Raw genomic sequence first — 21,185 nt, 5'->3', positions numbered from 1 at the left:
GGCCCCCTTCATTGCGTCTAGCGCAATGAAGGGGGCCTTCACATACTTTCAGGCCAGGTACTCCGCGGCGGCGCGAAGGCTGACGTAGGACCCGCTGAACGTGTCGATCCGCGGCCCCTCGGTGTCCGGTCCCGGCGCGCCGGTCTCGACCCGGATGTAGTCCACGCCCGCCTCCCGCAGCCAGCCCAGGAACTCGCGGACCTCGGGGTGCCGGTGCGCCTCCCGCGTCACGATGACGAGGTCGCGCGCGCCGTGGACGGCTTCGATCGCGGTCGCGATCCCGTCCGCGCCGACCTTGACCGCGCGGGTGCCGGGCACGAGCTCGGTCAGGTGCGACCCGAGCCCCCACGGCATCGGACCGGCCGCGATGATCGGCTCGGTCTCGATGTCGATCACCAGCGGCGGGCCGTCCAGTTTCGGCGTGTCCTGGATCCGCAGCGCCTTGCGCGCCGCCTCCAGGCCGAGCCGGTGATCCACCGGCGAGATCGGCGTCGACACCGGGGGAGCGCCCAGCGCGGCGACCCGTTCGGACGCCTCGACGAGCCGCTCCAGCGGCAGTTCGCCGGACTCGACCGCGGCCGCGATGACCGCCGCGATCCGGTGCAGATCGTCGTCGTCGAACGACACCCCGCCCAGGCAGAGCGCGTCGGCGCCGGCGATGAGCGCCCGCACCGAAGCCCGGCCGACGCCCTCGGTCTTGCCGAGTTCGCCCGCGACGGCGCCCATGTCGAGCGCGTCGGTGATCACCGCGCCGGTGAAGCCGAGTTCACCGCGCAGGACGTCGGTGAGCGCCTTCGGGTTGAGCGTGGCGGGCAGGTCACCCCAGGCGGGCACGACGAGGTGCCCGGTCATCACCGCGCGCACGCCCGCCGCGATCGCCGCCTTGAACGGGACGAGCTCGATCTCGTGCAGTTCCGCCTCGGTCCGCGGCAGCACCGGCAGCGCGTGGTGCGAATCGTCGGTCGCCGCCCCGTGCCCGGGGAAGTGCTTGGCCGACGCGGCCACGCCGTACTTCTGCATCCCGGTGATGTACGCCGCGACGTGCGGCGACGCCTTCACCGGATCCGATCCGAACGCGCGGACCCCGATGGAGGGATCCTCCGCCGCCAGGGTCAGATCCGCGCACGGGGCGAAGTTGATCGTCACCCCGCAGGCGGCCAGCCGTTCGCCGAGCGCCGCGGCGACCGACGCCGTCAGCTCGACGTCGTCCGCGGCGCCGAGTGCGAGTGGTCCCGGGATGAACGAGCCGGTGGCGACGTCGAGCCGGGTGACGTCACCGCCCTCTTCGTCGATGCCGATGAGCACGTCGGGCCGCTCGGCCCGCAGCTGCGCGGCGAGCGCGGCCACCTGCTCGTCGTCGACCACGTTGCGGCCGAACAGGATCACGCCACCCAGGCCGCCTGCCACCTGGCGGCGCAGCCACTCCGGCGAGGTGGTGCCGTCGAAGCCCGAGACGAGAACGGATGCGGCGAGCTTTTCCGGTGAAGACAAGGATTACCCCTTCACTGCGCCTGCGGTCAGGTTGGACACGAGCTTGCGCTGGACGATGATGAAGAACACCAGTGCGGGCACGGCGTAGATGACCGACGCCGCCATGATCCCGCCCCAGTCCACGGAGAACGCCGTCCGGAACGAGGAGAGCCACACCGGCAGGGTCTGCTTGTTCTGGTCGCGCATGAACACGAACGCGAACAGGAACTCGTTCCACGCGGTGATGAAGCTGAACACCGAGGTGGTCACCAGGCCCGGCGCGAGCAGCGGCAGCGTCACCCGGCGGAACGCGCCCGCGCGGCTGCAGCCGTCGATCATCGCGGCCTCTTCGAGGTCGTACGGGATGCCGTTGACGAAGCCGTAGAGCATCCAGCACGTGAAGGGCAGCGTCGCCGCGAAGTACACCAGCAGCAGCGACGGCAGCTGGTTGAGCAGCCCGGCGTCACGCATGAGCAGGTACATCGGGATCAGCAGCGCCTCGAACGGGGCGAGCTGGGCGACCAGCACCAGCAGCAGGAAGCCCTTGCGGCCGCGGAACCGCATGCGGGACAGGGGAACCGCGGCTAGCACACCCGCGACGAGCGAGCACAGCACCGCGCCGAGCGTGACGATCAGGCTGTTGGTGAGGTACGTGGTGAACCCGGGCTTCGTCAGCGCCGTGACGAAGTTGTCGAGCGTCGCCGCGGACGGGATCAGGTCGTAGTCCGGGGACAGGACCTGGCCCGGCGTCTTCAGCGAGGACGTGACCATCCAGTACGTCGGGAAGACGAACAGGAGGGCCACGATCACGCCGAACGTGCCGAGGCCGATCCGCTGGGTCAAGGACTTCTTCATGACAGGTCGGCCTCCTTCGAGCGCACCAGCAGCTGGACGTACCGGGCGGTGAGCAGGATCAGCACGAGCATCATCAGCAGGGCGGCGGTGGCCGCCAGGCCGAAGTGGTTGCCCGCCAGGCCCTTGAGGTACATGTAGACCGGCAGCGTCGTGCTGGCGCCGTCCGGCCCGCCCTGGCGGATCGCCCACACCTGGGCGAACAGCTTGAAGTCCCACAGCACCGACAGGAACGTGACCATGGTCAGGATCGGCCGGATCGCCGGCCAGCTGACCGCCCAGAACGCCTGCCAGGCGTTCGCGCCGTCGATGCCCGCGGCCTCGTACTGCTCCTTCGGGACGCCGAGGAGCCCGGCGTAGAGCGTGAACGCCACGAACGGCACGGCCTGCCAGACGACCAGCAGCCCGATCACGGTCAGCGTGCTCGGGCCGGTGGAGAACCAGGAATGCCCGATGAAGCCTTCGAAACCGAGCTTCGCGAGCGTCTTGTTCAGGATCCCGTACTGCTGGTCGAAGATCCACTGGAAGACCGTGGTCGTCGCGAGCACCGGGGTCGCCCACGCGAGGATCAACGCGACCTGCAGGATCACCCGGACCACCGGGTTCAGATGCCGCATCAAGAGCGCCATGAACAGCGCGAGCAGCAGGGTGGCGATCACGACCGCGGCGGTGAACACCAGCGTGCGGATCGTGATCTCCCAGAATTCGGAGTCGGACAGGATCTCGGAGAAGTTCTCGAATCCGACCCAGACCATCTCTCCGGAGACCAGCTCACGGAGGTCGAGTTTGCGGAGACTGATCCCGATCAGCTGCATCGTCGGCCAGCCCAGCAGGACCAGGATCGCGACCAGCGCGGGCAGGATCAGCAGATACGGCGCCGTCCGTTCGCCGAGACGGAGACGCCGGTTGGACTTCGGGGGTTTGATGCGCGGCGATGCCGGCGGGGTGGCCCCCGCCGGCATCGTCACATCTTTGGTCGTGGTCATCCGCCGATGAGCTTGTCGAGCGCTGCGTTGGCGTCGGCGGTCGCCTGGTCGAGCGTCTTCGTTCCGGTCAGGTAGGCGGTCAGCATGTCCTTGATCGGGTTCTGACCGGACTCGACGTCACCCCACTTGGGGCTGGTCGGGACGGCACGGCCGTTCTTGGAAGCCTCGGCCATGACCTTGGTGAGCGGGTTCGCGTCGAGCGCGGACACGTCGGTCGAGGTACCGGGGACGTAACCGGCCTTGGCCAGCTCGGTCTGGTACTTCGGGGTGGAGAAGAGCTTGACGTAGTCCTTGGCCGCGGCCGCGTTCTTGCTGTTGGCCGGGATGACCAGGTTCGAACCGCCGAGGAAGACCGGCGCCGACTTGTCGGCGGCCTTGCCCGGGATCGGGAACGCGCCCGACTTCTCCTTGATCTTCGGGTCGGTCTTCGCCGCGGTGTCGGCCTCGCCCGGGACGGCGACCATCATCGCGACCTTGCCCGCGCCGTAGATGCCGGCCTGCTGCGGGGTGGCCTCGTCGGCGTCCTTCGGGGCCTTGGTGCCCGAGGCGTCGGTGAGCTGCTTGTAGAACTCGAGCCCGGCCTTGGCCTGCGCGGAGTCCAAAGTCGCCTTGAAGGACTTGCCGTTGGCCTGGGCGATGTCGCCACCCTCGTCCCAGATGAACGACAGCAGCTCGTACCAGTTCTGACCCGGCTGGTAGAGGGCCTGGAACTCGGGGTCGCTGCCGAACTTCGCCTTGAGCTTGGTGATCGCGTCGAGCCACTCCGCGCGCGTCTTCGGCGTCGCGGTGATGCCCGCCTGCTCGAACATGTCCTTGCGGTAGATGACCTCGCGGTTCGCCGCGTAGAACGGGACGCCGTAGGTCTTGCCGTCGAACTCGCCCGAAGCCTTGAGGCCCTGCAGCCACTGCGCGCCGTTGAAGTCGCCCACGCTGGAGGTGAGGTCGGCGAGCACGCCCTGGTTCGCGAACGCGGGGGTCTGGGTGTTGCCCAGCTCGATCACGTCCGGCGGGTTGTCACTGGCCAGCGCGGTGGTCAGCTTCTGCTGGATGCCGTTCCACTGCTGGATCTCGTACTTGACCTTGACGCCGGGGTGTGCGTCTTCGAATTCCTTGTGGAGCGAGTTCGTCAGCGATTCCGGGGCGGTCCCGGTCATGAGCCAGACCGTGAGCGAGCCGTTCGAGGCCGGAGCGCTCGAATTCGTGCTGTCGCCACTACCGGAACCGGCGCAGCCCGCCGTCGCGAGGGTGATGGCGGCGGCGCCCGCAGCCATCTTGAGCCAGCGCTTCACTCGTGCCGTCCTTTCGATGCCCGGCCACTATGCCGGGCTCCCACAAAATGGTGTAGACCAATGTCGGCAGCGTGGTACGTACCACTCCGACTGTCAAGCGGGTGGCCGGTTCGTTGTAAACGCGCCGCAATCTTTCACCTTGCGTGAGCGCGTGATCACGCTGATGATCGGTTTTCGCCGCTGCCGTCAGGTGCTCGCGAGGCGGGCTGACATGCGGTTTTTCGTTGACTGTTCCGGTGATCGGTGCATTCGGACGGCAGTCTTTGCGCCGTTTGGCGGAGTGAAGGCCTGGCGTTTGCCTAGTGGTGGTTCTCGTCGTCGGCGGGCGGCTCGATGCCGAAGAGCTCGCGGGTCTGATCCTGGAGGAACCACGCCAGCGTCGCGGTCATGATCAGCAGGACGAGCGGGAGGACCGGGCCGCCGTTGGCGAGGATGAACAGCTCGGTGACGCTCGCGCCCACCATGACGCCCGCCAGCAGCAGCGCCGCCGGCCCGCCGAGGCGGGGGACCAGCAGCCCGATCGCGCCGCCGACCTCGAGGACGCCGGTGACGTACCGCAGCCACTGTCCGAGGCCGATCTCGTCGAAGGTCTGTTCCGTGTGGCCGCCCGTGAACAGCAGGTATGCGCTCAGGAAGAACTCGGCGGCGAGCGCGACACGCACGATCCACAGCACGATCGAGCCGATCGGCAGGCTTCGGATACCGCTCGCTCCTCCGGACATGCCGGGGATCTTTCTCCTGGTGCGGGGTGGGTGGCAAGGACGCGTCGAGAGGACTGAACGCGCGTTTGACCGGGTGCCGGCGCCTGGTGTTCGGCTGACTTCGGGAGCCGTGCCGACGTTCTTGCCGATTGACACTCAACAGTCGGGGCCCGCGCGAGATAGTCTGCTGTGCAAGGACGAACCAGGGGTACCGACCCTTTCGGGCCGACGGACGTAACTTTACCCCTTGACGAGGGGCGACTTCGGGGGAACACGAGTGGTTTTGGACAGCAGTGTCGTTAGAGCGGACCAGTATTTACCTACCCACGCCTGACCTGCGCGAGAGTCCGCCGTCCGGCACAAGCTCCGCTCGGCACCGAGACGAGGCCGAGCGTGAAGGATCAGGACGTTGAACGTCCTGATCCTCCACACACGACCGCCAGTCGTACCAGTGGGTAAGCACATACGAGTCCGCTAGAGACACTTACCACTCACGACCTGGACCGAGCTGGGACCGCGCCTCAGGCGGGGATCTGCCAGGACTGGCCCGCCGCGCCGGTGCAGGTCTGGATCACCAGACGCGTCCCCTCGCCGGTGCCGCCGCCTTCGACGTCGAGGCACTTCCCGGACTGCGGGTTGACCAGCGTCGAGCCCTTCCGCTGCCAGGTCTGCGCCCCGCTCTTGTTGCAGTCCCACAGTTGTACCTTCGTGCCGTCCGCGGTCCCGCTGTTGTCGACGTCGAGGCACTTCCCCAGCGCGCGCAGGGTTCCGTTCTGCACCGCCCAAGTCTGCGCGCCGGAGCCATTGCAGTTCCACAGCCGCACCGCCGTGCCGTTCGCGATCTGCGAATGGTCGACGTCGACGCATCTGCCGGTCACGCCGGTGATCCGCCCGGCCGGATACGGGGAACCGCCGCGGATCAGGTATTCGCTGTTGGCCACGTTCCAGTGTGTGGCGAGGTAGCTGCCGGGGGCAGGGTTGGTGTGGAAGTAGTCGTCGCCGAGGCAGTCGATCTGGTTCTCCGGCGCGCCGGGACAGACCTTCTTCAGGCCGCCGGGCGGGAGGCCGCCGTCGTCGTAACACATGATGTCTTCGTCGTCCCAGCAATGGCCATACGGCGTCGCGTTCGGCGCGCTGCCTTGGACGGCGCCGAGGGTGTGCAGGAGTTCGTGCCCGCTGGCCTGCCAGCTCCAGCATCCAGTGCCGACGGTCGCGTAATGCGGGCCGGCGTTGTACGGGTTGCTCGCGCCGGGACTGTCGTTGCCGCCGTTGCCGAACGCGAGCCCGCAGCCGCCCGCGTCGTACCAGACGATGTACTTCCGGTCGGCGCGGTTGTACCCCTGTGCCTTGATGGCGTCGGTGATCTTGTCCACGTCGGCCATCGCGGACTGGGCGATGACGACGTTCCCGATCGTCGCCTTGCAGTTCGCGTCGTGCACATACCGGACGTGCCGCACGCCGCCGCCGAGCCGGGCCGCGGCTTCGACGAAGATGTCGTCGATCTGGCTCGTGAAGGTCTGGAACTGGCCGACGAGCTGTCCGTACCGATCCGCTTGCGTGTTCCCGCGGACGTAAAGCGCCTGGACGCGTTTTCCGCTGACGCCGTCACCGTCGCAGACCGCCGAGGCCGGAGCCTCAGCCGCCGTCGCGACGGGAGCGGGCAAGGAGAGGACGCCGAACGCCAACGCGGCGCCTGCGACGAGTCTGAGGAATCTTCTGGTCATGCCGAACCGCCTTTTCCTCACGGGGGATGAGGCATCCGGATGCAGCAAAGAGGTCTGGACCGGCAGGAATCATAAGCAGCTCGAAGTGGGCGTGTCACTGACAGAACAGGACACACGTCACTTTTGTTCACCGAGGAGTATCTGTTCGAGCAAGAGGCCGACGTCGCGGGCGGACTCGGCTTCGCCTATCCGGTGGAACGTTTCGGCGGCGCTGAGCGCGCGGCGGGCGGCTTCCCGGATCCGGCCCGCGGCGCTGAGCACGTGGGCGGCGACGTGGTCGAGCTGCGCGACGAGATGCTCCCTGGCGGGCGCGGTTTCGGTTTCGACGGCGTGCACGGCGGATTCCGCGGCGTCGAGCGCGGTCAGCGCCGCGTCGAGGTCGCCCGACCGCAGGCGGGAGAGCGTCGCGGCGTTGCGGCAGGTGGCGGCCACGTAACCGCCGCCGATCGCCACGGCCGCGTCGGCGGCCCGCGCGTAGAAGTCGGCGGCGTTCGCGCCGTAGCCGAGCAGGTCCAGTTGTTCGGCGGCGGCCATGCTCACCGAGATGTAGGAATGCCCGGTGTCGCCCGACTTCTCCAGGATCTCGGCGAGGACGGCGTATTCGTTGAAGGCACGCGAGGATTCGCCGAGCGCGCGATAGGTGTCGGCGTACATCCAGCGGCAGCGGTGGCCCCAGTCCGGCAGCCCGCCGAGCAGGTCGATGGCGCGGGGCGCGACGTCGAGCACCTCGTCGTAGCGGCCGGCGCCGTGCAGCGCGGTGACGAGGACGTACCAGTGTTCAGCGTTGTCCTTGCCCTTCGACGCGGCGACACCGAGGGACGCGTAGGCGTCGTCGACGGCGTCGGCGAACCGCCCGGTGCCGATCAGGGACAGCGCCCGGAGCTGGCGGAGATGCCCTCGCAGCCGTTCCGGCCCGCCGACGGGCAGCGTCGCCAGCAGGTTCTCCACGAAGACGTCCAGTTCGTCGAGCGATCCTGTGCGCTCGTAGGCGATCCGGACCTGTTCGACGGCTTCGACGGCCTTCTCGCCGACGTTCCCGACGATGAACGCGTCCGTCGCGGCCTGCGCGAGTTCCAGGGTGGTCGCCGGATCCTCGCCGTCGCCGTTGCGCAGCGACGCCTCCAGGCACAGAAGAGTGCCGTGCAGCAACGGATCGCCCGCTTCCTGCGCCCGTTCCGCCCCGCGCCGCAGTGCTTCGTACGCCTCGGGCGTGCGGCCCTGTCCGGAAAGCACGTGCGCCAGCCAGTACTCGCCCCAGCAGGCGGCGCGATCGTCGGTCCCGGCGCGCAACCGAGCCGCGGCCACCGTCGCCAGCGCGACCCCGGTCTCGGCCTGATCGTCGAAAACGAGCCACAAACCGAGCCAGCATTGGTTGAGAAGAAACCGGGTTTCGTCGCCCTGACGCCGGAATCCGGCCGCCGCCCGGCGCAACCGTTCCTCGGTGTCGCCGCCCTGGAAGAAGATCGCGCGCAATTCGGCCAGACGCGGCGCGATTCCTTCCGGGACGGTTTCGATCGCGGCGAGACAGGCCCGCGCCTCCTCCGGTTCGCACCGGTGATTGTGGATTTCGGCGCGGGTGACGAGTTCCTCGGCCGTGAGGTCCGGCGGCGGGAGGATCGGGACCCGGGGGAGCGCGGAAGGCAGGAGCGGGACGAAGTCCGCGACCGGTTTCGCGGCCATCTTCCGCTCGGCGTGCGCGGTGAAATAGCCGGTGGGATCGCCTTCGTCGAGTTCCTCGGCTTCGACGAACGCCGCCGCCCGCATCCGCCGGTGCAGCATGGCCAGGGTGAGGCCGTCGTACGGTCCGTCGAGAACGAACCGGATCTCACCGTATCCGGTTTCCGACAACCGCCGGGTGAGCACGGCCGCCGAGGCGAAGAACTCCAGCCTGTCGACGGCGTCCGCGTGGTCACCGACACCGTCCAAAAGCGACAGAAGATCGAGACCGCCGTGTTCGTTGCCGGTGAGCGCGCAGAACTCCAGCCGCAGGGCGTGGTCGCCGTACCGGAGCGGGGCCCCGGTGGAGGCCCTCGCCACCCAGCGATAGGTCGACGCGGCCTCGGCGTACTTGCCCGCGGCAGCCAGCGGCACCAGGGTCCGGCAGAGCCGGGTGATCTCGGCCCCGTCCCCGTCGGAGCCCTCCGCGTCCGCGCGGCGTGGTTCCACTTCCATGGTCCTGCCCCCAGAACAATGACGTCGACGCCGGATCTTAACTCCCTCCAGGCGCGTCATGGCCCCGTTTTCGGGCGGATCAGGGCACGCGGACCGCCGCGATCTGGGTGGCTTGCCCGATCAATCTGTTCTTTTCGTCCCAAAGCTCCGCGACCTCGTCCATCCGGTCGCCGCCGATCTCGCCCGCGCGCATCCGCACCCGCACCGGACCCGGCGCCGGGAGCCCGCGCAGGTACGCGGTGAACTGGACGGTCGGCGCCCAGCCCGCGATGCCGAGGTCGTAGGAGATCGGCGGCACCGGGTCGAGCGCCACGAGCAGGCTCATGGGGTCCCAATCGGAGCCGTCGGCGAGCCGCAGCCAGGACGCGATGACGCCCTTCCGGGACGGCTGTCCCACCGCGAAGCCCGCCGCGGCCGGGTCGATGCGCTGCTCGACGACGTCCATCAGGCCGATTCGGAAGCCGCCGCCGTCGGCGGGCACGGGCAGGCAGTCCTGCTCCGGCGGGATCTCGACCGGGTCCACTCCGGACCACCACGCGTCGCCGTCCGTCAGGACGCCCTGGGTGATCAGGGCTTCGGTGCAGGGCGCGCCGTTCTGGCTCAGCCGCGCGCGCAGCTGCGTGAGGCCACGGCCTTCGCGCAGCACCTCGACCTCGACGACCGCGGGACCGGGCTCCGGCGCCACCGAGAACGAACCGCTGATCGCGGTCAGGTGCGGATGCGAGGAGACCTCGGCGGCGGCCTTGGCGAGCACGGCGAGCAGATAGCCGCCGTGCAGCTTCGGTCCGATCGTCCACTGTGGATCGAGTTCGGTGTCGAACACCGGGCCGTCGCCCCGGCGGACCAGGGCGGTCGCGGTCTGGAAGTGCGCCATGCCTCAAGCTGACATCGTCAAGTTGACGGTGTCAAGTCAATGCTGGCAGCATCACCGCATGGGCGCGAAGCGGACGAAAGCGCGGCCGGGCGAGGGGGAGAAGCTGCGGGAGGAGATCCTGTGCGCCGCCGACGCCCTGCTCGGCGAGGAGGGGACCGACGAGGCGCTGACGCTGCGCGCGGTCGCGCGGCGGACGGGTGTTTCCACGCCGTCGGTGTACGCGCACTTCCCCAGCCGGGACGCCTTGCTGGAGGCGGTTTGCCTGCGGGTGTGGGATGAACTCGCGCACCGGATGCGCGAGCACGCCGCCGGGGTCGCCGACCCCATGCGCGCGCTCAGCCGCTGCGCGCGGGTCTACGCCCGGTTCGCCCTGGACCATCCGGTGCAGTACCGGGTCCTCCTGATGCGTCCGACCGGTGGCTCGTCGCCCGGCGCGCTCGCCTGCTTCCGGCATCTGGCCGACGCGACCGCCGCGTGCGTGCGGGCGGGGATCCTGCGCGGCGAACCGGAAAGCCTCGCGATGGGCCTCTGGTCGGCGATGCACGGCTGCGTGAGCCTCATGATCGCCCAGCCGGGGTTCGACTGGCCCGAGGAGCCGGAGGCGCTGATCGACGGCGTGATCCGGATGGCGGGGCTCGGGACCGCGCTCGCCTGCCGGGTCCCGAGGGACGCGATTCCGCCAAGTGCCGAATTGGCGGCCGATCTGGACGAAGTGGCGGCGGGCTGGGCGACGTCACGTGACCGGACTGGCTAGGCTTTCGCGCATGTCCGGGACATCGACGGCCGACGAACGGCTTCAGGTGCTCGAAGCCATCACCGACACCACGCTGGGACACCTCGGCCAGGACATGGTGATCGCCAAAATCCTCGCCAGGGTGCGCGAGGTGCTCGGGGTCGACACGGCCACCGTGCTGCGCCACGACCCGGACGCGCGGCTGTTGCAGGCCATCGCCGCTTCCGGCATCGAGGAAGAGGTCTACCAGGACGTCCGGATCGCCGTCGGCGCCGGTTTCGCCGGCCGCGTGGCCGCGGACCGGCGCCCGGTGATCCTCGACCACGTCGACGAGACCACCGTGGTCAACGCGCTGCTGCAGGAACGCGGGCTGCGCACCCTGCTCGGCGTGCCGATGGTGGCGGGCGACGAACTGATCGGCGTGCTGCACGTCGGATCCGTGACCCCGCGAGAATTCCCCGAGGCCGACGTCGAACTGCTGCGGCTGGTGGCCGCGCGGCTCGCGCTGGCGCTGCAGCTCGACAACTCCGCCACGGACCGCGCGGCCGCGGCGACGTTGCAGCGGAGCCTGCTGCCCGGACGGCTGCCCGCCGTCGCCGGGATGGAGTTCTCCGCGCGGTACGTGCCGGGCACCGAGCCCGGGGTCGGCGGTGACTGGTACGACCTGTTCCCCCTGCCGGGTGACCGGCTCGGCATCGTCATGGGCGACGTCGCCGGGCACGGGCTCAACGCCGCCGTGATCATGGGACGCCTGCGCAGTGCCCTTCGCGCCTACGCGCTCGAATCGGACAACCCGGCGGAAGTACTGTCCAAACTGGACCGGAAAGTCCAGCATTTCGAGCCGGGGACGCTGGCCACCGTCGTGTACGGCCTGGTGCCCGCGTCGCGGAACGAAGTGGCGATCTCGCTGGCCGGACACCTGCCCCCGGTGCTCGTGGCGCCCGGTCTGCCGTCGGCGCTCGTCGACGTCCCGGTGGATCCGCCCATCGGGGTCACCGGGCCGCGGCGACGGACGGCGATGGTCGGGCTGCCGCCCGGCGGTGTGCTCGCCTTCTACACCGACGGTCTCGTGGAACGCCGGGATCAGCTGATCGACGCCGGCCTGCGGCGGCTCACCGACGTGGTCACCCCCGACCTGCCCGGCTCGGTGTGCGCTCGGGTGATGGCCGCGCTCGTCGGCGCGACCCCGGCGCAGGACGACATCGCCCTCCTCGTGGCGCGCCGGGACCCGGCCTGAGTCACCCGGCCGGGTCCCAGCGGCCCTTCTTCTTGGCCAGGTCGATCGCCGCCTGACCGCGTTCGGTCATCAGTCCTTCGGCGATCAGGCGGGTGGCCCGTTCGCGGTTGAGCGCGCTCCACGAACTCCGGGGGCGGCGCGGGGTGAACCGCAGCCGGGAACTGGTGGCGTCGTTCTTGCGGTGCAGTCCGTCGATCCAGCCGAAGCACAGGGCCTGCTCCATCGCCTCGTGGATGCGCACGCCGGGGATTCCGCTGTTCTTGTGCCGGATGACCAGCCAGACCGCCTTCGCGGAGTCGGCGTGCTCGGCCAGCCACGCGCGCCATTCGGCGGGAGTGGCGGCGGTGAAGGTGGGCTCGTCCATGACCGGATTCCTTCCGTCGTAACGTCTGTGACCATCATCGGAAGCAAAGCGCTCACCGAGTGAGCACTTTTCGAAAGAGAGGGCGGTCTCGGATGGAGATCTGGGTGAACCCGGCGTGCGCCAAATGCCGGTCCGCGGTGTCGATGCTCGACGAGGCTGGGGCCGAGTACACCGTGCGGAAGTACCTTGAGGACCCGCCGACCGCGAAGGAGCTGAAGGCCGTCCTCAAGCGACTCGGCCTCGAGCCGTGGGACATCACCCGCACCGCTGAGCCGATCGCGAAGGAACTCGAACTGAAGAACTGGGGACGCACGCCCGCCGACCGCGACCGGTGGATCGAGGCCCTGGCCACGCATCCGAAACTGATCCAGCGGCCGATCATCACCGCCGACGACGGGACGACCGTCGTCGGCCGGACGCCGGAGTCCGTGCAGTCGGTGCTGCCCGACTGAGAAGCGGCGGTGAGCCTTGGGACTCGTGAGTGGTAAGGCCGGTTATTGCGACGCTGGGTCAAGTGGTCGTGAGTGGCGATTCGGGTCAGGGCCAACCGTGTCTCAGGTACTTGCGGGCGGGCGGTTTCGCGTGACCGGTGGGACGACACACGTGATCAGACGGACGACACGGGTGACTGACCGGACGCCGCCGAGTGTCGTCCGTCTGATCACACGTGCCGCACACTCAGCCACGCGAAAGTACCGGCTCGGCCCGCGCGGGTCGTGAGTGGCGATTCGGGTTAGAACCCCATTTGCCACTCACGACCCCGCTCACGAGGTGTCCGGCGGCTGAGCGCCCGGGCCCGTTCCTCTGGCAGCCGCCGTCCCCGCTTCGAGGCGAGCCGCACCGCCTGACCGGCCAGTTCCCGCGCGGCTTCCCCCTCGCCGAGGTCCAGCCGCGCGTGCGCGATCTCGGTCAGGGCGTCCGCCTCCAGCAAGAGCTGACCGTTCTCCCGGAGCGTGGCCAACGCCTTTTCGGCGTACTCCAGCGCTTTCGCGGGATCGCCGAGCTTCCGGTGCGCGAAAGCGAGACCGATCCGCGCGGAGCCCTGGCCGTAGCCGAGGCCGATCTCCGTGAACACTCGCAGCGCCTCGTGCAGGCCCGCGATCGCTTCCGTGTGCTCGCCCCACCGGTTCCACACCGTCGCGATGACCTCGACGGCCGCCGCCTCGCCGCGCCGGTCACCGATCTGCACCGAGCGGGTGTGGCATTCGACAGCGAGCGTCATCGCGAGGTCGAGGCGCCCCGCGTCGGAGTGGGTTTCGGCGAGGCAGTTCAGGGTCGAGGTCTCCCCGAAGCCGAGTCCGGCCTCACGCGTGTACGCGAGCACCTGCTCGTGATCCGCGATGGCCTCGTCGAACCTGCCCAGCGCCCACAACGCGATCCCGCGGCCGTTGAGCGCGCGGAACGCGGCTTCCTTCTGGCCGGTTTCCCTGGCCAGCCGCAGGGCCCGGTCGTGCCAGCCGACCGCGGTCCTCGGCCTGCCGGAGAAGGTGTGGATGACGCCGATGCAGTTCAGCGCCAGCGTTTCCGCCCCGGTGTTGCCCGCCCGGCGGCCGACCGCCAGCGCCTGGCCGTGGAAGTGCAGCGCCTGCCTGGCCTTGCCCTGCTGACTGGAGGCGCGGCCGAGGTTGCGCAGCGCGTCGGTCTCCGCGTCGAGGTCCTCCAGCGCCCGCGCGGCCGCGAGCGCCTCCTGGAAGTGCTCGATGGCCGGGCCGTAGTCGCTGAGGTTGTAGGACATCTGCCCGAGGACGTCGAGCAGGGACAGCCGGGCCCGCGCGTCGCCCGTCTCGGTGGCCGACCGCAGCGCGGCCGTGCAGGTCGCGACCGCTTCGCGGGCGTGCCCGCTCGCCTGGAGGTAGCCGCGCAGGACGTCGATCAGCCGCCACGCGGCGGGCTGGAACGCGGGATCCGTCGTGGCGCAGGCGATCGTGTCGACCAGGTTGTCCCGTTCGGTGTCCAGCCAGCGCAGCGCGGTGTGTTCGTCGAAGACCGGCGAGGCGGCGCCGGCGTAGAGCACGCGGGTGGCCGCGGCGGAGGTGTCCACATAGGACTCGATAAGCCGGGATAAGGCCGTCAGCGCGGCCTCCCGCGGGTCTTCGGCGTGCCCGCGTTCGACGGCGTACTCCCGGATGAGGTCGTGGAACTGGTAGCGGCCGGGCGCGGTCCGCTGCAGCAGGTTCGCGGCGGCCAGCCGGTCGAGCGCGCGGCCGGTCGCCACCCGCGAGGCCCCGGCGACCGCGGCCGCCGCGGGCGCGCCGAAGTCCGGACCCGGCGCGCGGCCGAGCATCCGGAACAGCAGCCGGTCCGGTTCGGACAGCCGGAGATAGGACTGGTCGAAGGCGATCCGCACGGCCGAGGACGAGTCGCCGTCGATGGCCAGTTCCTCCAGCCGCCCGGACCGGGTCAGCTCGGCGGCGTACTCCGCGATGCCGCGGCCGGTGTCGGCGGCGAGGTTCGCTCCGGCGATCCGCAGCGCCAGCGGCAGATGCGCGCAGGCCGCGGCGAGGGCGCCGACCGCTTCGGGTTCGGCGGCCGTGCGCGCGGGACCGAGCAGTTCGGCGAGCACCGCGCGCGATTCGTCCTCGGCGAGCACGCCGAGCGGCAGGTGCACGGCGCCCGGGTTGACCGCGAGCCCGCGCAGGTCGTTGCGGCTGGTGATCAGCACGCCACAGCCGGGCCGCCCCGGCAGCAGCGGCCGGACCTGGTCGACGTGCACCGCGTTGTCCAGCAGCAGCAACATCTTCTTGTCCGCCAGCACACTGCGGAACAGGGCCGCCTGGTCCGCGGTTTCGGCCGGGATCCGGTCCCGGTGCACGCCGAGCGCGCCGAGGAAGCGGGTCAGCGCGGCCGACGGATCGAGCGGCGGGCCGGTGGCGTAACCCTGGAGGTTCACGTACAGCTGACCGTCCGGGAAATACGGCCGGAACCGGTGCGCCACGTGCACCGCGAACGCGGTCTTCCCGACCCCCGGCGGCCCGGAGATCACGACGTTGCGCCCGGTCGCGGTCAGCCGCAGGCCGGCGAGTTCGGCGATCGGATCCGCGCGGCCCACGAACCGGTGGACGTCGGGCGGTAGCTGGCTGATCGCCTCCCGGGGCGGAGCGGCGCCCTCGTCGAGGATCGCGGCGTGGACCTGCCGCAACCGCGGGCCGGGTTCGATCCCCAGCTCGTCGGCGAACATCCGGCGCATCGAGCGGTACGTCTCCAGCGCGTCGGCGCGGCGGCCGGACCGGTCGAACGCGGTGATGAGCTGCGCCCAGAACGTCTCCTGCCACGGATGTTCCTTGGTGAGCGTGATGAGCTCGGCGACCAGCTCGCGGTGCCCGCCCGCTTCGAGGCCTGCCTCGATCCGGTGCTCCAGTGTGCGAAGGCGGTCTTCGTCCAGCTGTGCGGCTTCGTCACGCTGGAGGGATTCCGACGGGACGTCGCACAGCGCCGGGCCGCGCCAGCACTCCAGCGCTTCGGCCAGCAGGGCGAGTTCTTGGGCGGAATCGCCCGCTTTGCCCGCTTCCCGGCCCGCGTCGGCCAGCCGCCGGTAGCGGAGCAGGTCCAGCTGCTCGGGTTTCAGCCGGATCAGGTAGCCGTCCGGGCGGGTTTCGATCAGCCCGTCGCCCAGCATCCGGCGCAGCCGCAGCGCGTAGACCTGCGTGCTCTTGCGGGCGGTGGACGGCTGGTCCTCGCCCCAGAGCCGGTCCGCGAGCCGGTCCAGCGAGACCGTCGAATTGGCCCGCACCAGCAGCGACGCGAGCAGGACCCGCAGTTTGGGCCCGGCGATGTCCACCGGCTTCCCGTCGCGGGTCACCTCCAGCGGCCCGAGCACACCGAAACCGAAACAGGGAATACGCGCTCACCTCCCGGACCATCAGGTTACTGCTGTTGCCCGGTTGAAACCGGCACCTGCCACGATCACCCCCGCGAGGCCTCCCAGAAAGGCCTCCGTCAGGACGAGCCCGAGTATCTGGGGGTTACGCGGGCTTCGTCCGCTCGTGAGTGGTGAGGACGGTGCCCCCTGTCCTCACCACTCACTCACGAATCCGTCAGGCCAGCTTGCGGAAGAAGTCCCGGATGTCGCCCAGCAGCAGGTCCGGCGCGTCCTGGGTCGCCCAGTGGCTGCCGCGGTCGAACTCCCGCCACGAAACGATGTTCGTGTGGTCCCGGTCGGCGAACCGGCGCAGCGGGCGGAAGTCGTAGGCGAAGCTCGCCAGCCCGGTCGGCGCGGTCGTCGGCTCGGCGGGGTGCTCCGAGTGCTTGTCCTCGTAGTAGAACCGCGCCGCCGACGCCGCCGTGTTCGTCAGCCAGTACAGCGTGGCGTTGGTGAGGACGTGGTCGTCACTCGTGCCCGACAGCAGTTGCGCGCTCCACGCCAGTTGCCCGGTCGGCGAGTCGGCCAGGGCGTGCGCGAGGTTCTGCGGCGCGCTCTCCTGGAGCTTCGCGTAGCCGGACATGTCGTCGTTGAAGGTCTGGAGGAACTGCATGTACTCCAGCTCCTTCTCGGTCATGCCCTCGAACTCGGCCGGGTCGCCGCTCGGGAACGAGAACAGCTGCGTGACGTGCACGCCGATGACGTGCTCGGCGTCGGCGCGGCCCATCTCGGGGGCGACGAACGAACCGGCGTCGTTCCCGTGCGTGCCGTAACGCTCGTAACCCAGGCGCCGCATCAGCTCCGCCCACGCGCGAGCCGTGCGGTACCGGTTCCAGCCCTTCTCGCGGGTGGCGCCCGAGAAACCGAAACCGGGCAGCGACGGGATCACGACGTGGAACGCGTCCGCCGCGTCCCCGCCGTGGGCCTTCGGGTCGGTCAGCCGGTCGATGAGGTCCAGGTACTCGAAGACCGAGTTCGGCCAGCCGTGCGTGAGGATCAGCGGAGTGGCGTCCGGCTCCGGCGAGCGGACGTGCAGGAAGTGGACGTTCTGCCCGTCGATCTCGGTGGTGAACTGCGGGTACTGGTTGAGCTTCGCCTCCCACTCCCGCCAGTCGTAGCCGTCACGCCAGTAGGCGACCAGGCGCTGCACGTAGTCCAAGGGCACGCCGTACTCCCAGCCCGGCGTGACCGGTCCACGCTGCACCCCGTCGGTCACCTGGTCGGCGGGCAGTTCGTTCGCCCAGCGGACCCGCGCCAGGCGGTCGGCCAGATCGTCCAATTCGGACTGCGGGACGTCGACGGTGAAGGGTCTGATCTCTGTGTTCTCGTTCATGAGACAAAGGTAAGCTTTCATTAGGAACATGCCGTTCCTAATGGGAAGGCAACCTCAAAATATGTTGGAAACTTCGGCAAGGCTGCTCCGTCTGCTCTCCCTTTTGCAGACTCCCCGTGACTGGACCGGCACTGAACTGGCACAACGCCTCGAAGTGAGCTCCCGGACGATCCGCAACGACGTCGAGCGCCTGCGCGCGCTCGGTTACCCGGTGAACGCGACCCGCGGGTCCGTCGGCGGCTATCGGCTCGGCGCGGGCGCCGACCTGCCGCCGCTGCTGCTGGACGACGAGGAGGCCGTCGCCGTCGCGATAGGACTCCGCACCGCCGCCGGCGGCACCATCGCGGGCGTCGAGGAGACGTCGCTGCGCGCGCTCGCGAAACTGGAGCAGGTGCTGCCGTCGAGGCTGAGGCGCCGCGTCAACGCGTTGCAGGCGTACACGGTCTCGGTGCCGAGGGACGAGCCCGGCCCGCGCGTCGACGCGAAGACGCTCACCGTGCTGACGGCCTGCTGCCGGGATCACGAGGTGCTGCGGTTCGGCTACCGGAGCCATGACGGTTCGGAGAGCGTCCGCAAGGTCGAGCCGTACCGCCTGGTCAACTGGGGACGCCGCTGGTACCTGGTCGCGTGGGACCTCGACCGCGCCGACTGGCGCACGTACCGCGTCGACAGGCTGACTCCGCGTGTCCCGATCGGACCCCGGTTCACCCCGCGCGACCTGCCCGAGGACGTCACGGACCGGGTGCGGCGCGGGGTGTCGTCCGCGGCCTGGCGGTACCGGGCCGACGTCATCGTGCACGCGTCCGCCGAGGAGGTGTCCGCGCGGATCAACCCGGCCGTCGGCACGGTGGAGGCCCTCGACGAAGGCACCTGCGTGCTGCACACCGGCGCGGACAGCATCGAGACGCTGGCCGTCCACTTGGGACTGCTCGGGTACCCCTTCCGGGTCACCGAACCCCCGCAGCTGGTCGGCTACTTGCGCACGTTGGCCGATCGGTATCGCGACGCGACCCGCGTTTAGTCCGCTGAACGCGGTCACGGGGTGCGCTCACGGGCGTTGGTGTGACCGGTGGGGTGTGATCAGATGGCGATCATGCGTGATCAGATGGCGATCTCGCGTGATTGAAGGCGTAACTCGAGTGATCGGGCGACGTTCACCGTGTTCGCCGTCTGATCACGCGCGACCCGCGTTCAGCGCGCGAAAGTGGTCAGGAACCGGTCCCGGAACGTGTCCATCCGCGACACCGGCGCGTTCCGGTCCGGGTGCAGGCCGTCCTGCCAGCCCCAGCCGGCGATCTTGCCGAGCACGGCCTTGTCCCGCGTGACGACGCTGATCGGCACGTCGCGGTCCGCTCCCGCGCCCGCGACGATCGGGTTCGGCTGATGGTCGCCCAGGAACACGAGCACGAGGTTGTCGTCCCCGTACGTCTCCACGTACGAGACGAGCGCGTTCAGCGAATAGGCGATCGAGTCGCCGTACGAGGCGCGCACCTTGGCGGGGTCGGTGAACACCTCGTCGGGCGTTTTCCCTTGCGACGGCATGGGGTTGTAGATCGAACCGTCGCCGACGGCGTTCCAGTCGACCATGCGGGGGAGCGGTGTCCACGGCCAGTGACTGGTGACGAGGTCGATTTCCGCCATCAGCGGCGGGCGATCCGGTTTGCCGCGTTCGGCGCGCTGGAAAGCCGAAAGCGTGAACTGGTCGGGCATCGTGGCGTAGGAGAACGGCGGGCCGTGATACCCGATGGTCCGCGAGTCGTAGTAGCGGTCGTAGCCGTAGACCTTGCCCTCCGGCCAGTCCTCCGTATGCGCCGGGACGACGCCGACGGTCTGCCAGCCCGCGCGTTCGAACGCCCCACTGAGGGTGAACCGGTCGGTCTTCACGAAGTCGTCGTAGCGGTGCTGGCTGTCGACCCAGACCCCGGACTGGAGCGTGGAGTGCGCCAGCCAGCTTCCCGCGCTCGTCGTCGGCGACGTCAGGAACGCGCTGCGCGAGCCGTACCCGGCGTTCTTCAGCCGCGCCGTCCCGGCGTCGAGGACCGCGTCGACCTTGGGCGCGATGTCGGAATCCTGGACGGCCACCCGCCCGTAGCTCTCGATGAAGGTGAACAGGACGTCCTTGCCGCGCAACGCGTTCAGCAGACCGGACGCCGGGGCGTCGCGGAAGGCGTCGGTGGCGACTTCGGTGGCGAAGGCGTCCCGGTCGCGGATACCGGCCCGCACCTGGCGCAGGTCTTCGTAGGCGAAGGCGGCCGCGCTGCGCGACGCGAGCGGCTGCCCCGGGGCGAGCTGCGCGCCGGACACCGCGCACATGATCCAGATCACGCTGAGCACGGCGATCACCCTGGTCGACGCGGTACGCCGTCCCGCCACCAGCCTGCTCAGCCGCAGCGTCGCCAGGGCCATCGCCACGATGACGCCGATCGCCAGCAGCGTCAGCCCGAGGAACGACGCGATCGCCCCCGCCCGGCCGATCGACGTGCCGAGCAGGTCGACGCCGTTGCCCAGGACACCCCAGTCGAAGACCGGGTCGAACCCCCGGTTCAGCGCCAGCCCGAAACCGATGTCGATCGCCTTGACCACGGTCAGGAGCCCGAGGAGCGCACCGGCGGACACCGTGACGATCCGCCGGGCGCCTTCGCGCAGCATGAGCACGACCGCCACCCCGAGCAGCGCCTCCACCGGCAGCCGCACGAACGCTTCGGGGGTGAGCCGGTCGAGGTCGTCCGGCGCGAGCAGGGCGAACAGCACGAGCACGGCGGACAGCGTGGTCACCGCGCTGGACGCGATTTCGCGGGCGGCCGTCCGGTCGCCCGGCAGGCCCACCAGGGCGGGGCGGGTGAAAACCGACAACGCGGGCACCTTTCCGAGGGAAAGCCTTCACCGGGTTACACGGAGTGCGGGACCGGGCGGTTCAAAGCTCGGTAGTCTGCGCCGGTGAGTGACGAGATCTGGGCGGCCCTCGGTGCGACGACCCTGGACGAGGTGCGGCGGCGTGCCGCGATCATCGACGCGGTCACCGAGATCGAGCCGGTCGAGGTGGACGGTGCGACCCGGTTCGCCTGGAACGACGGTGGCGGGCAGTCGGCCGTCTGGTACTTCACGCCGGACAAGCACGCGCTGCTGCTGACCTTCGACCACGAGTCGGCCTTGAACCTGTTCGCCGAAGGCACCTACGAGGACCAGGTGGCGCTCTACGGCGGCGTCCCCGAGCACCTCGTCCGGCTGGTGCGCGACCGCCCGGAGAACTACGAGTCCCTCAACATCGTCGACGACGACACGGGAGCCACGATCCTGTACGCCGGCGGCGTGTTCTGGTTCGACGGCGAGCGGTGGGCGCAGGCCGAAGGTTTCCTGGAGCACTGCCGCAGGGAAGGCTTCGACGCGTTCGGCGAGTCGGGGTTCACCTACTGCCTCGGCGACTACCGGTTCGGCGAGGAGCTCACCCCCGAGGCGATCGTCGAAGCCCGCGCCGAGGACGGGTACTACGAAGACGACGCCGACCGGCGGAAGAACCTGGCCGAGATCAAGGAGATCTTCGCGAAGCTCGGTTGATTCCCGGCTCAGCGAACGAACTTCGCCCGGCTGTGG

17 protein-coding genes are annotated in these 21,185 nt (G+C 69.7%); 5 read left to right on the top strand and 12 right to left on the bottom strand.

Annotated elements, in window-relative coordinates; genetic code table 11:
* Positions 1–48 precede the first annotated feature (48 nt).
* The 8 genes from AB0N89_RS17105 to AB0N89_RS17070 all read right to left on the bottom strand — a co-directional run bounded on the left by AB0N89_RS17105 (position 49) and on the right by AB0N89_RS17070 (position 10,068).
* Positions 49–1,491: a glycoside hydrolase family 3 protein gene (locus AB0N89_RS17105; protein WP_364205346.1), complete on the bottom strand. Its 1,443-nt coding sequence runs from the start codon at positions 1,489–1,491 to the stop codon at positions 49–51.
* 3 nt (positions 1,492–1,494) lie between these two features.
* Positions 1,495–2,325 carry a carbohydrate ABC transporter permease gene (locus AB0N89_RS17100; RefSeq protein ID WP_364205344.1) on the bottom strand — a complete coding sequence of 277 codons (831 nt, stop codon included), beginning with the start codon at positions 2,323–2,325 and terminating at the stop codon, positions 1,495–1,497.
* Entirely contained in the window at positions 2,322–3,308 is a 987-nt protein-coding gene (locus AB0N89_RS17095; protein WP_364205342.1) for a sugar ABC transporter permease, read from the bottom strand. Before AB0N89_RS17095 ends, AB0N89_RS17100 begins: the two co-directional genes overlap by 4 nt.
* Positions 3,305–4,597, bottom strand: a complete 1,293-nt coding sequence (locus AB0N89_RS17090; RefSeq protein ID WP_364205340.1) for an extracellular solute-binding protein — start codon at positions 4,595–4,597, stop codon at positions 3,305–3,307. Before AB0N89_RS17090 ends, AB0N89_RS17095 begins: the two co-directional genes overlap by 4 nt.
* A 299-nt stretch (positions 4,598–4,896) precedes the next feature.
* Positions 4,897–5,319: a DoxX family protein gene (locus AB0N89_RS17085; protein ID WP_364205338.1), complete on the bottom strand. Its 423-nt coding sequence runs from the start codon at positions 5,317–5,319 to the stop codon at positions 4,897–4,899.
* Between the two features lie 500 nt (positions 5,320–5,819).
* Positions 5,820–7,022: a ricin-type beta-trefoil lectin domain protein gene (locus tag AB0N89_RS17080; RefSeq protein WP_364205336.1), complete on the bottom strand. Its 1,203-nt coding sequence runs from the start codon at positions 7,020–7,022 to the stop codon at positions 5,820–5,822.
* 117 nt (positions 7,023–7,139) lie between these two features.
* Complete coding sequence (locus AB0N89_RS17075; protein ID WP_364205334.1) at positions 7,140–9,194, bottom strand: hypothetical protein; 2,055 nt, start codon at positions 9,192–9,194, stop codon at positions 7,140–7,142.
* Between the two features lie 79 nt (positions 9,195–9,273).
* A complete protein-coding gene (locus AB0N89_RS17070) occupies positions 9,274–10,068 on the bottom strand; it encodes a thioesterase family protein (protein WP_364205333.1) in 795 nt (264 codons plus the stop codon).
* Between the two features lie 58 nt (positions 10,069–10,126).
* Here AB0N89_RS17070 and AB0N89_RS17065 point away from each other — a divergent pair, with 58 nt between their 5' ends.
* Positions 10,127–10,822, top strand: a complete 696-nt coding sequence (locus tag AB0N89_RS17065) for a TetR/AcrR family transcriptional regulator (protein ID WP_364205331.1) — start codon at positions 10,127–10,129, stop codon at positions 10,820–10,822.
* A gap of 10 nt (positions 10,823–10,832) precedes the next feature.
* Positions 10,833–12,038, top strand: a complete 1,206-nt coding sequence (locus tag AB0N89_RS17060; RefSeq protein ID WP_364205329.1) for a GAF domain-containing SpoIIE family protein phosphatase — start codon at positions 10,833–10,835, stop codon at positions 12,036–12,038.
* 1 nt (position 12,039) lies between these two features.
* Here AB0N89_RS17060 and AB0N89_RS17055 read toward each other — a convergent pair whose 3' ends face one another.
* Positions 12,040–12,402 (bottom strand): hypothetical protein, encoded by a 363-nt coding sequence (locus AB0N89_RS17055; RefSeq protein WP_364205327.1) that lies wholly within the window; start codon positions 12,400–12,402, stop codon positions 12,040–12,042.
* Between the two features lie 92 nt (positions 12,403–12,494).
* On the opposite strand from AB0N89_RS17055, the gene AB0N89_RS17050 reads away from it, so the two are divergent.
* Positions 12,495–12,854 (top strand): arsenate reductase family protein, encoded by a 360-nt coding sequence (locus tag AB0N89_RS17050; protein WP_364205325.1) that lies wholly within the window; start codon positions 12,495–12,497, stop codon positions 12,852–12,854.
* Between the two features lie 281 nt (positions 12,855–13,135).
* On the opposite strand, the gene AB0N89_RS17045 is transcribed toward AB0N89_RS17050, so the two are convergent.
* Together AB0N89_RS17045 and AB0N89_RS17040 are read right to left on the bottom strand one after the other, a co-directional pair.
* Positions 13,136–16,219, bottom strand: coding sequence for a BTAD domain-containing putative transcriptional regulator (locus AB0N89_RS17045; protein WP_364205323.1), 3,084 nt, complete (start codon positions 16,217–16,219; stop codon positions 13,136–13,138).
* Positions 16,220–16,436: 217 nt separating this feature from the next.
* Complete coding sequence (locus tag AB0N89_RS17040; RefSeq protein ID WP_364205321.1) at positions 16,437–17,594, bottom strand: epoxide hydrolase family protein; 1,158 nt, start codon at positions 17,592–17,594, stop codon at positions 16,437–16,439.
* Between the two features lie 61 nt (positions 17,595–17,655).
* On the opposite strand from AB0N89_RS17040, the gene AB0N89_RS17035 reads away from it, so the two are divergent.
* Complete coding sequence (locus tag AB0N89_RS17035; RefSeq protein WP_364205319.1) at positions 17,656–18,615, top strand: YafY family protein; 960 nt, start codon at positions 17,656–17,658, stop codon at positions 18,613–18,615.
* A 170-nt stretch (positions 18,616–18,785) separates the two neighbouring features.
* Here the strand turns inward: AB0N89_RS17035 and AB0N89_RS17030 are convergent, their stop codons facing one another.
* Positions 18,786–20,447 (bottom strand): sulfatase, encoded by a 1,662-nt coding sequence (locus AB0N89_RS17030; RefSeq protein WP_364205317.1) that lies wholly within the window; start codon positions 20,445–20,447, stop codon positions 18,786–18,788.
* 84 nt (positions 20,448–20,531) lie between these two features.
* On the opposite strand from AB0N89_RS17030, the gene AB0N89_RS17025 reads away from it, so the two are divergent.
* Entirely contained in the window at positions 20,532–21,149 is a 618-nt protein-coding gene (locus AB0N89_RS17025; RefSeq protein ID WP_364205315.1) for a hypothetical protein, read from the top strand.
* Positions 21,150–21,185: the final 36 nt, after the last annotated feature.

The organism is Amycolatopsis sp. NPDC089917, from assembly GCF_040684635.1.
Lineage (GTDB): Bacteria > Actinomycetota > Actinomycetes > Mycobacteriales > Pseudonocardiaceae > Amycolatopsis.
This window is presented reverse-complemented; position numbering and strand designations above follow the sequence as displayed.

What these genes read in the sequence shown, in the direction of transcription:
- AB0N89_RS17100 (WP_364205344.1), bottom strand. Translation starts at nt 2,325, where the DNA reads ATGAAGAAGTCCTTGACCCAGCGGATCGGCCTCGGCACGTTCGGCGTG.
- AB0N89_RS17095 (WP_364205342.1), bottom strand. Translation starts at nt 3,308, where the DNA reads ATGACCACGACCAAAGATGTGACGATGCCGGCGGGGGCCACCCCGCCG.
- AB0N89_RS17085 (WP_364205338.1), bottom strand. Translation starts at nt 5,319, where the DNA reads ATGTCCGGAGGAGCGAGCGGTATCCGAAGCCTGCCGATCGGCTCGATC.
- AB0N89_RS17080 (WP_364205336.1), bottom strand. Translation starts at nt 7,022, where the DNA reads ATGACCAGAAGATTCCTCAGACTCGTCGCAGGCGCCGCGTTGGCGTTC.
- AB0N89_RS17075 (WP_364205334.1), bottom strand. Translation starts at nt 9,194, where the DNA reads ATGGAAGTGGAACCACGCCGCGCGGACGCGGAGGGCTCCGACGGGGAC.
- AB0N89_RS17070 (WP_364205333.1), bottom strand. Translation starts at nt 10,068, where the DNA reads ATGGCGCACTTCCAGACCGCGACCGCCCTGGTCCGCCGGGGCGACGGC.
- AB0N89_RS17065 (WP_364205331.1), top strand. Translation starts at nt 10,127, where the DNA reads ATGGGCGCGAAGCGGACGAAAGCGCGGCCGGGCGAGGGGGAGAAGCTG.
- AB0N89_RS17060 (WP_364205329.1), top strand. Translation starts at nt 10,833, where the DNA reads ATGTCCGGGACATCGACGGCCGACGAACGGCTTCAGGTGCTCGAAGCC.
- AB0N89_RS17055 (WP_364205327.1), bottom strand. Translation starts at nt 12,402, where the DNA reads ATGGACGAGCCCACCTTCACCGCCGCCACTCCCGCCGAATGGCGCGCG.
- AB0N89_RS17050 (WP_364205325.1), top strand. Translation starts at nt 12,495, where the DNA reads ATGGAGATCTGGGTGAACCCGGCGTGCGCCAAATGCCGGTCCGCGGTG.
- AB0N89_RS17040 (WP_364205321.1), bottom strand. Translation starts at nt 17,594, where the DNA reads ATGAACGAGAACACAGAGATCAGACCCTTCACCGTCGACGTCCCGCAG.
- AB0N89_RS17035 (WP_364205319.1), top strand. Translation starts at nt 17,656, where the DNA reads ATGTTGGAAACTTCGGCAAGGCTGCTCCGTCTGCTCTCCCTTTTGCAG.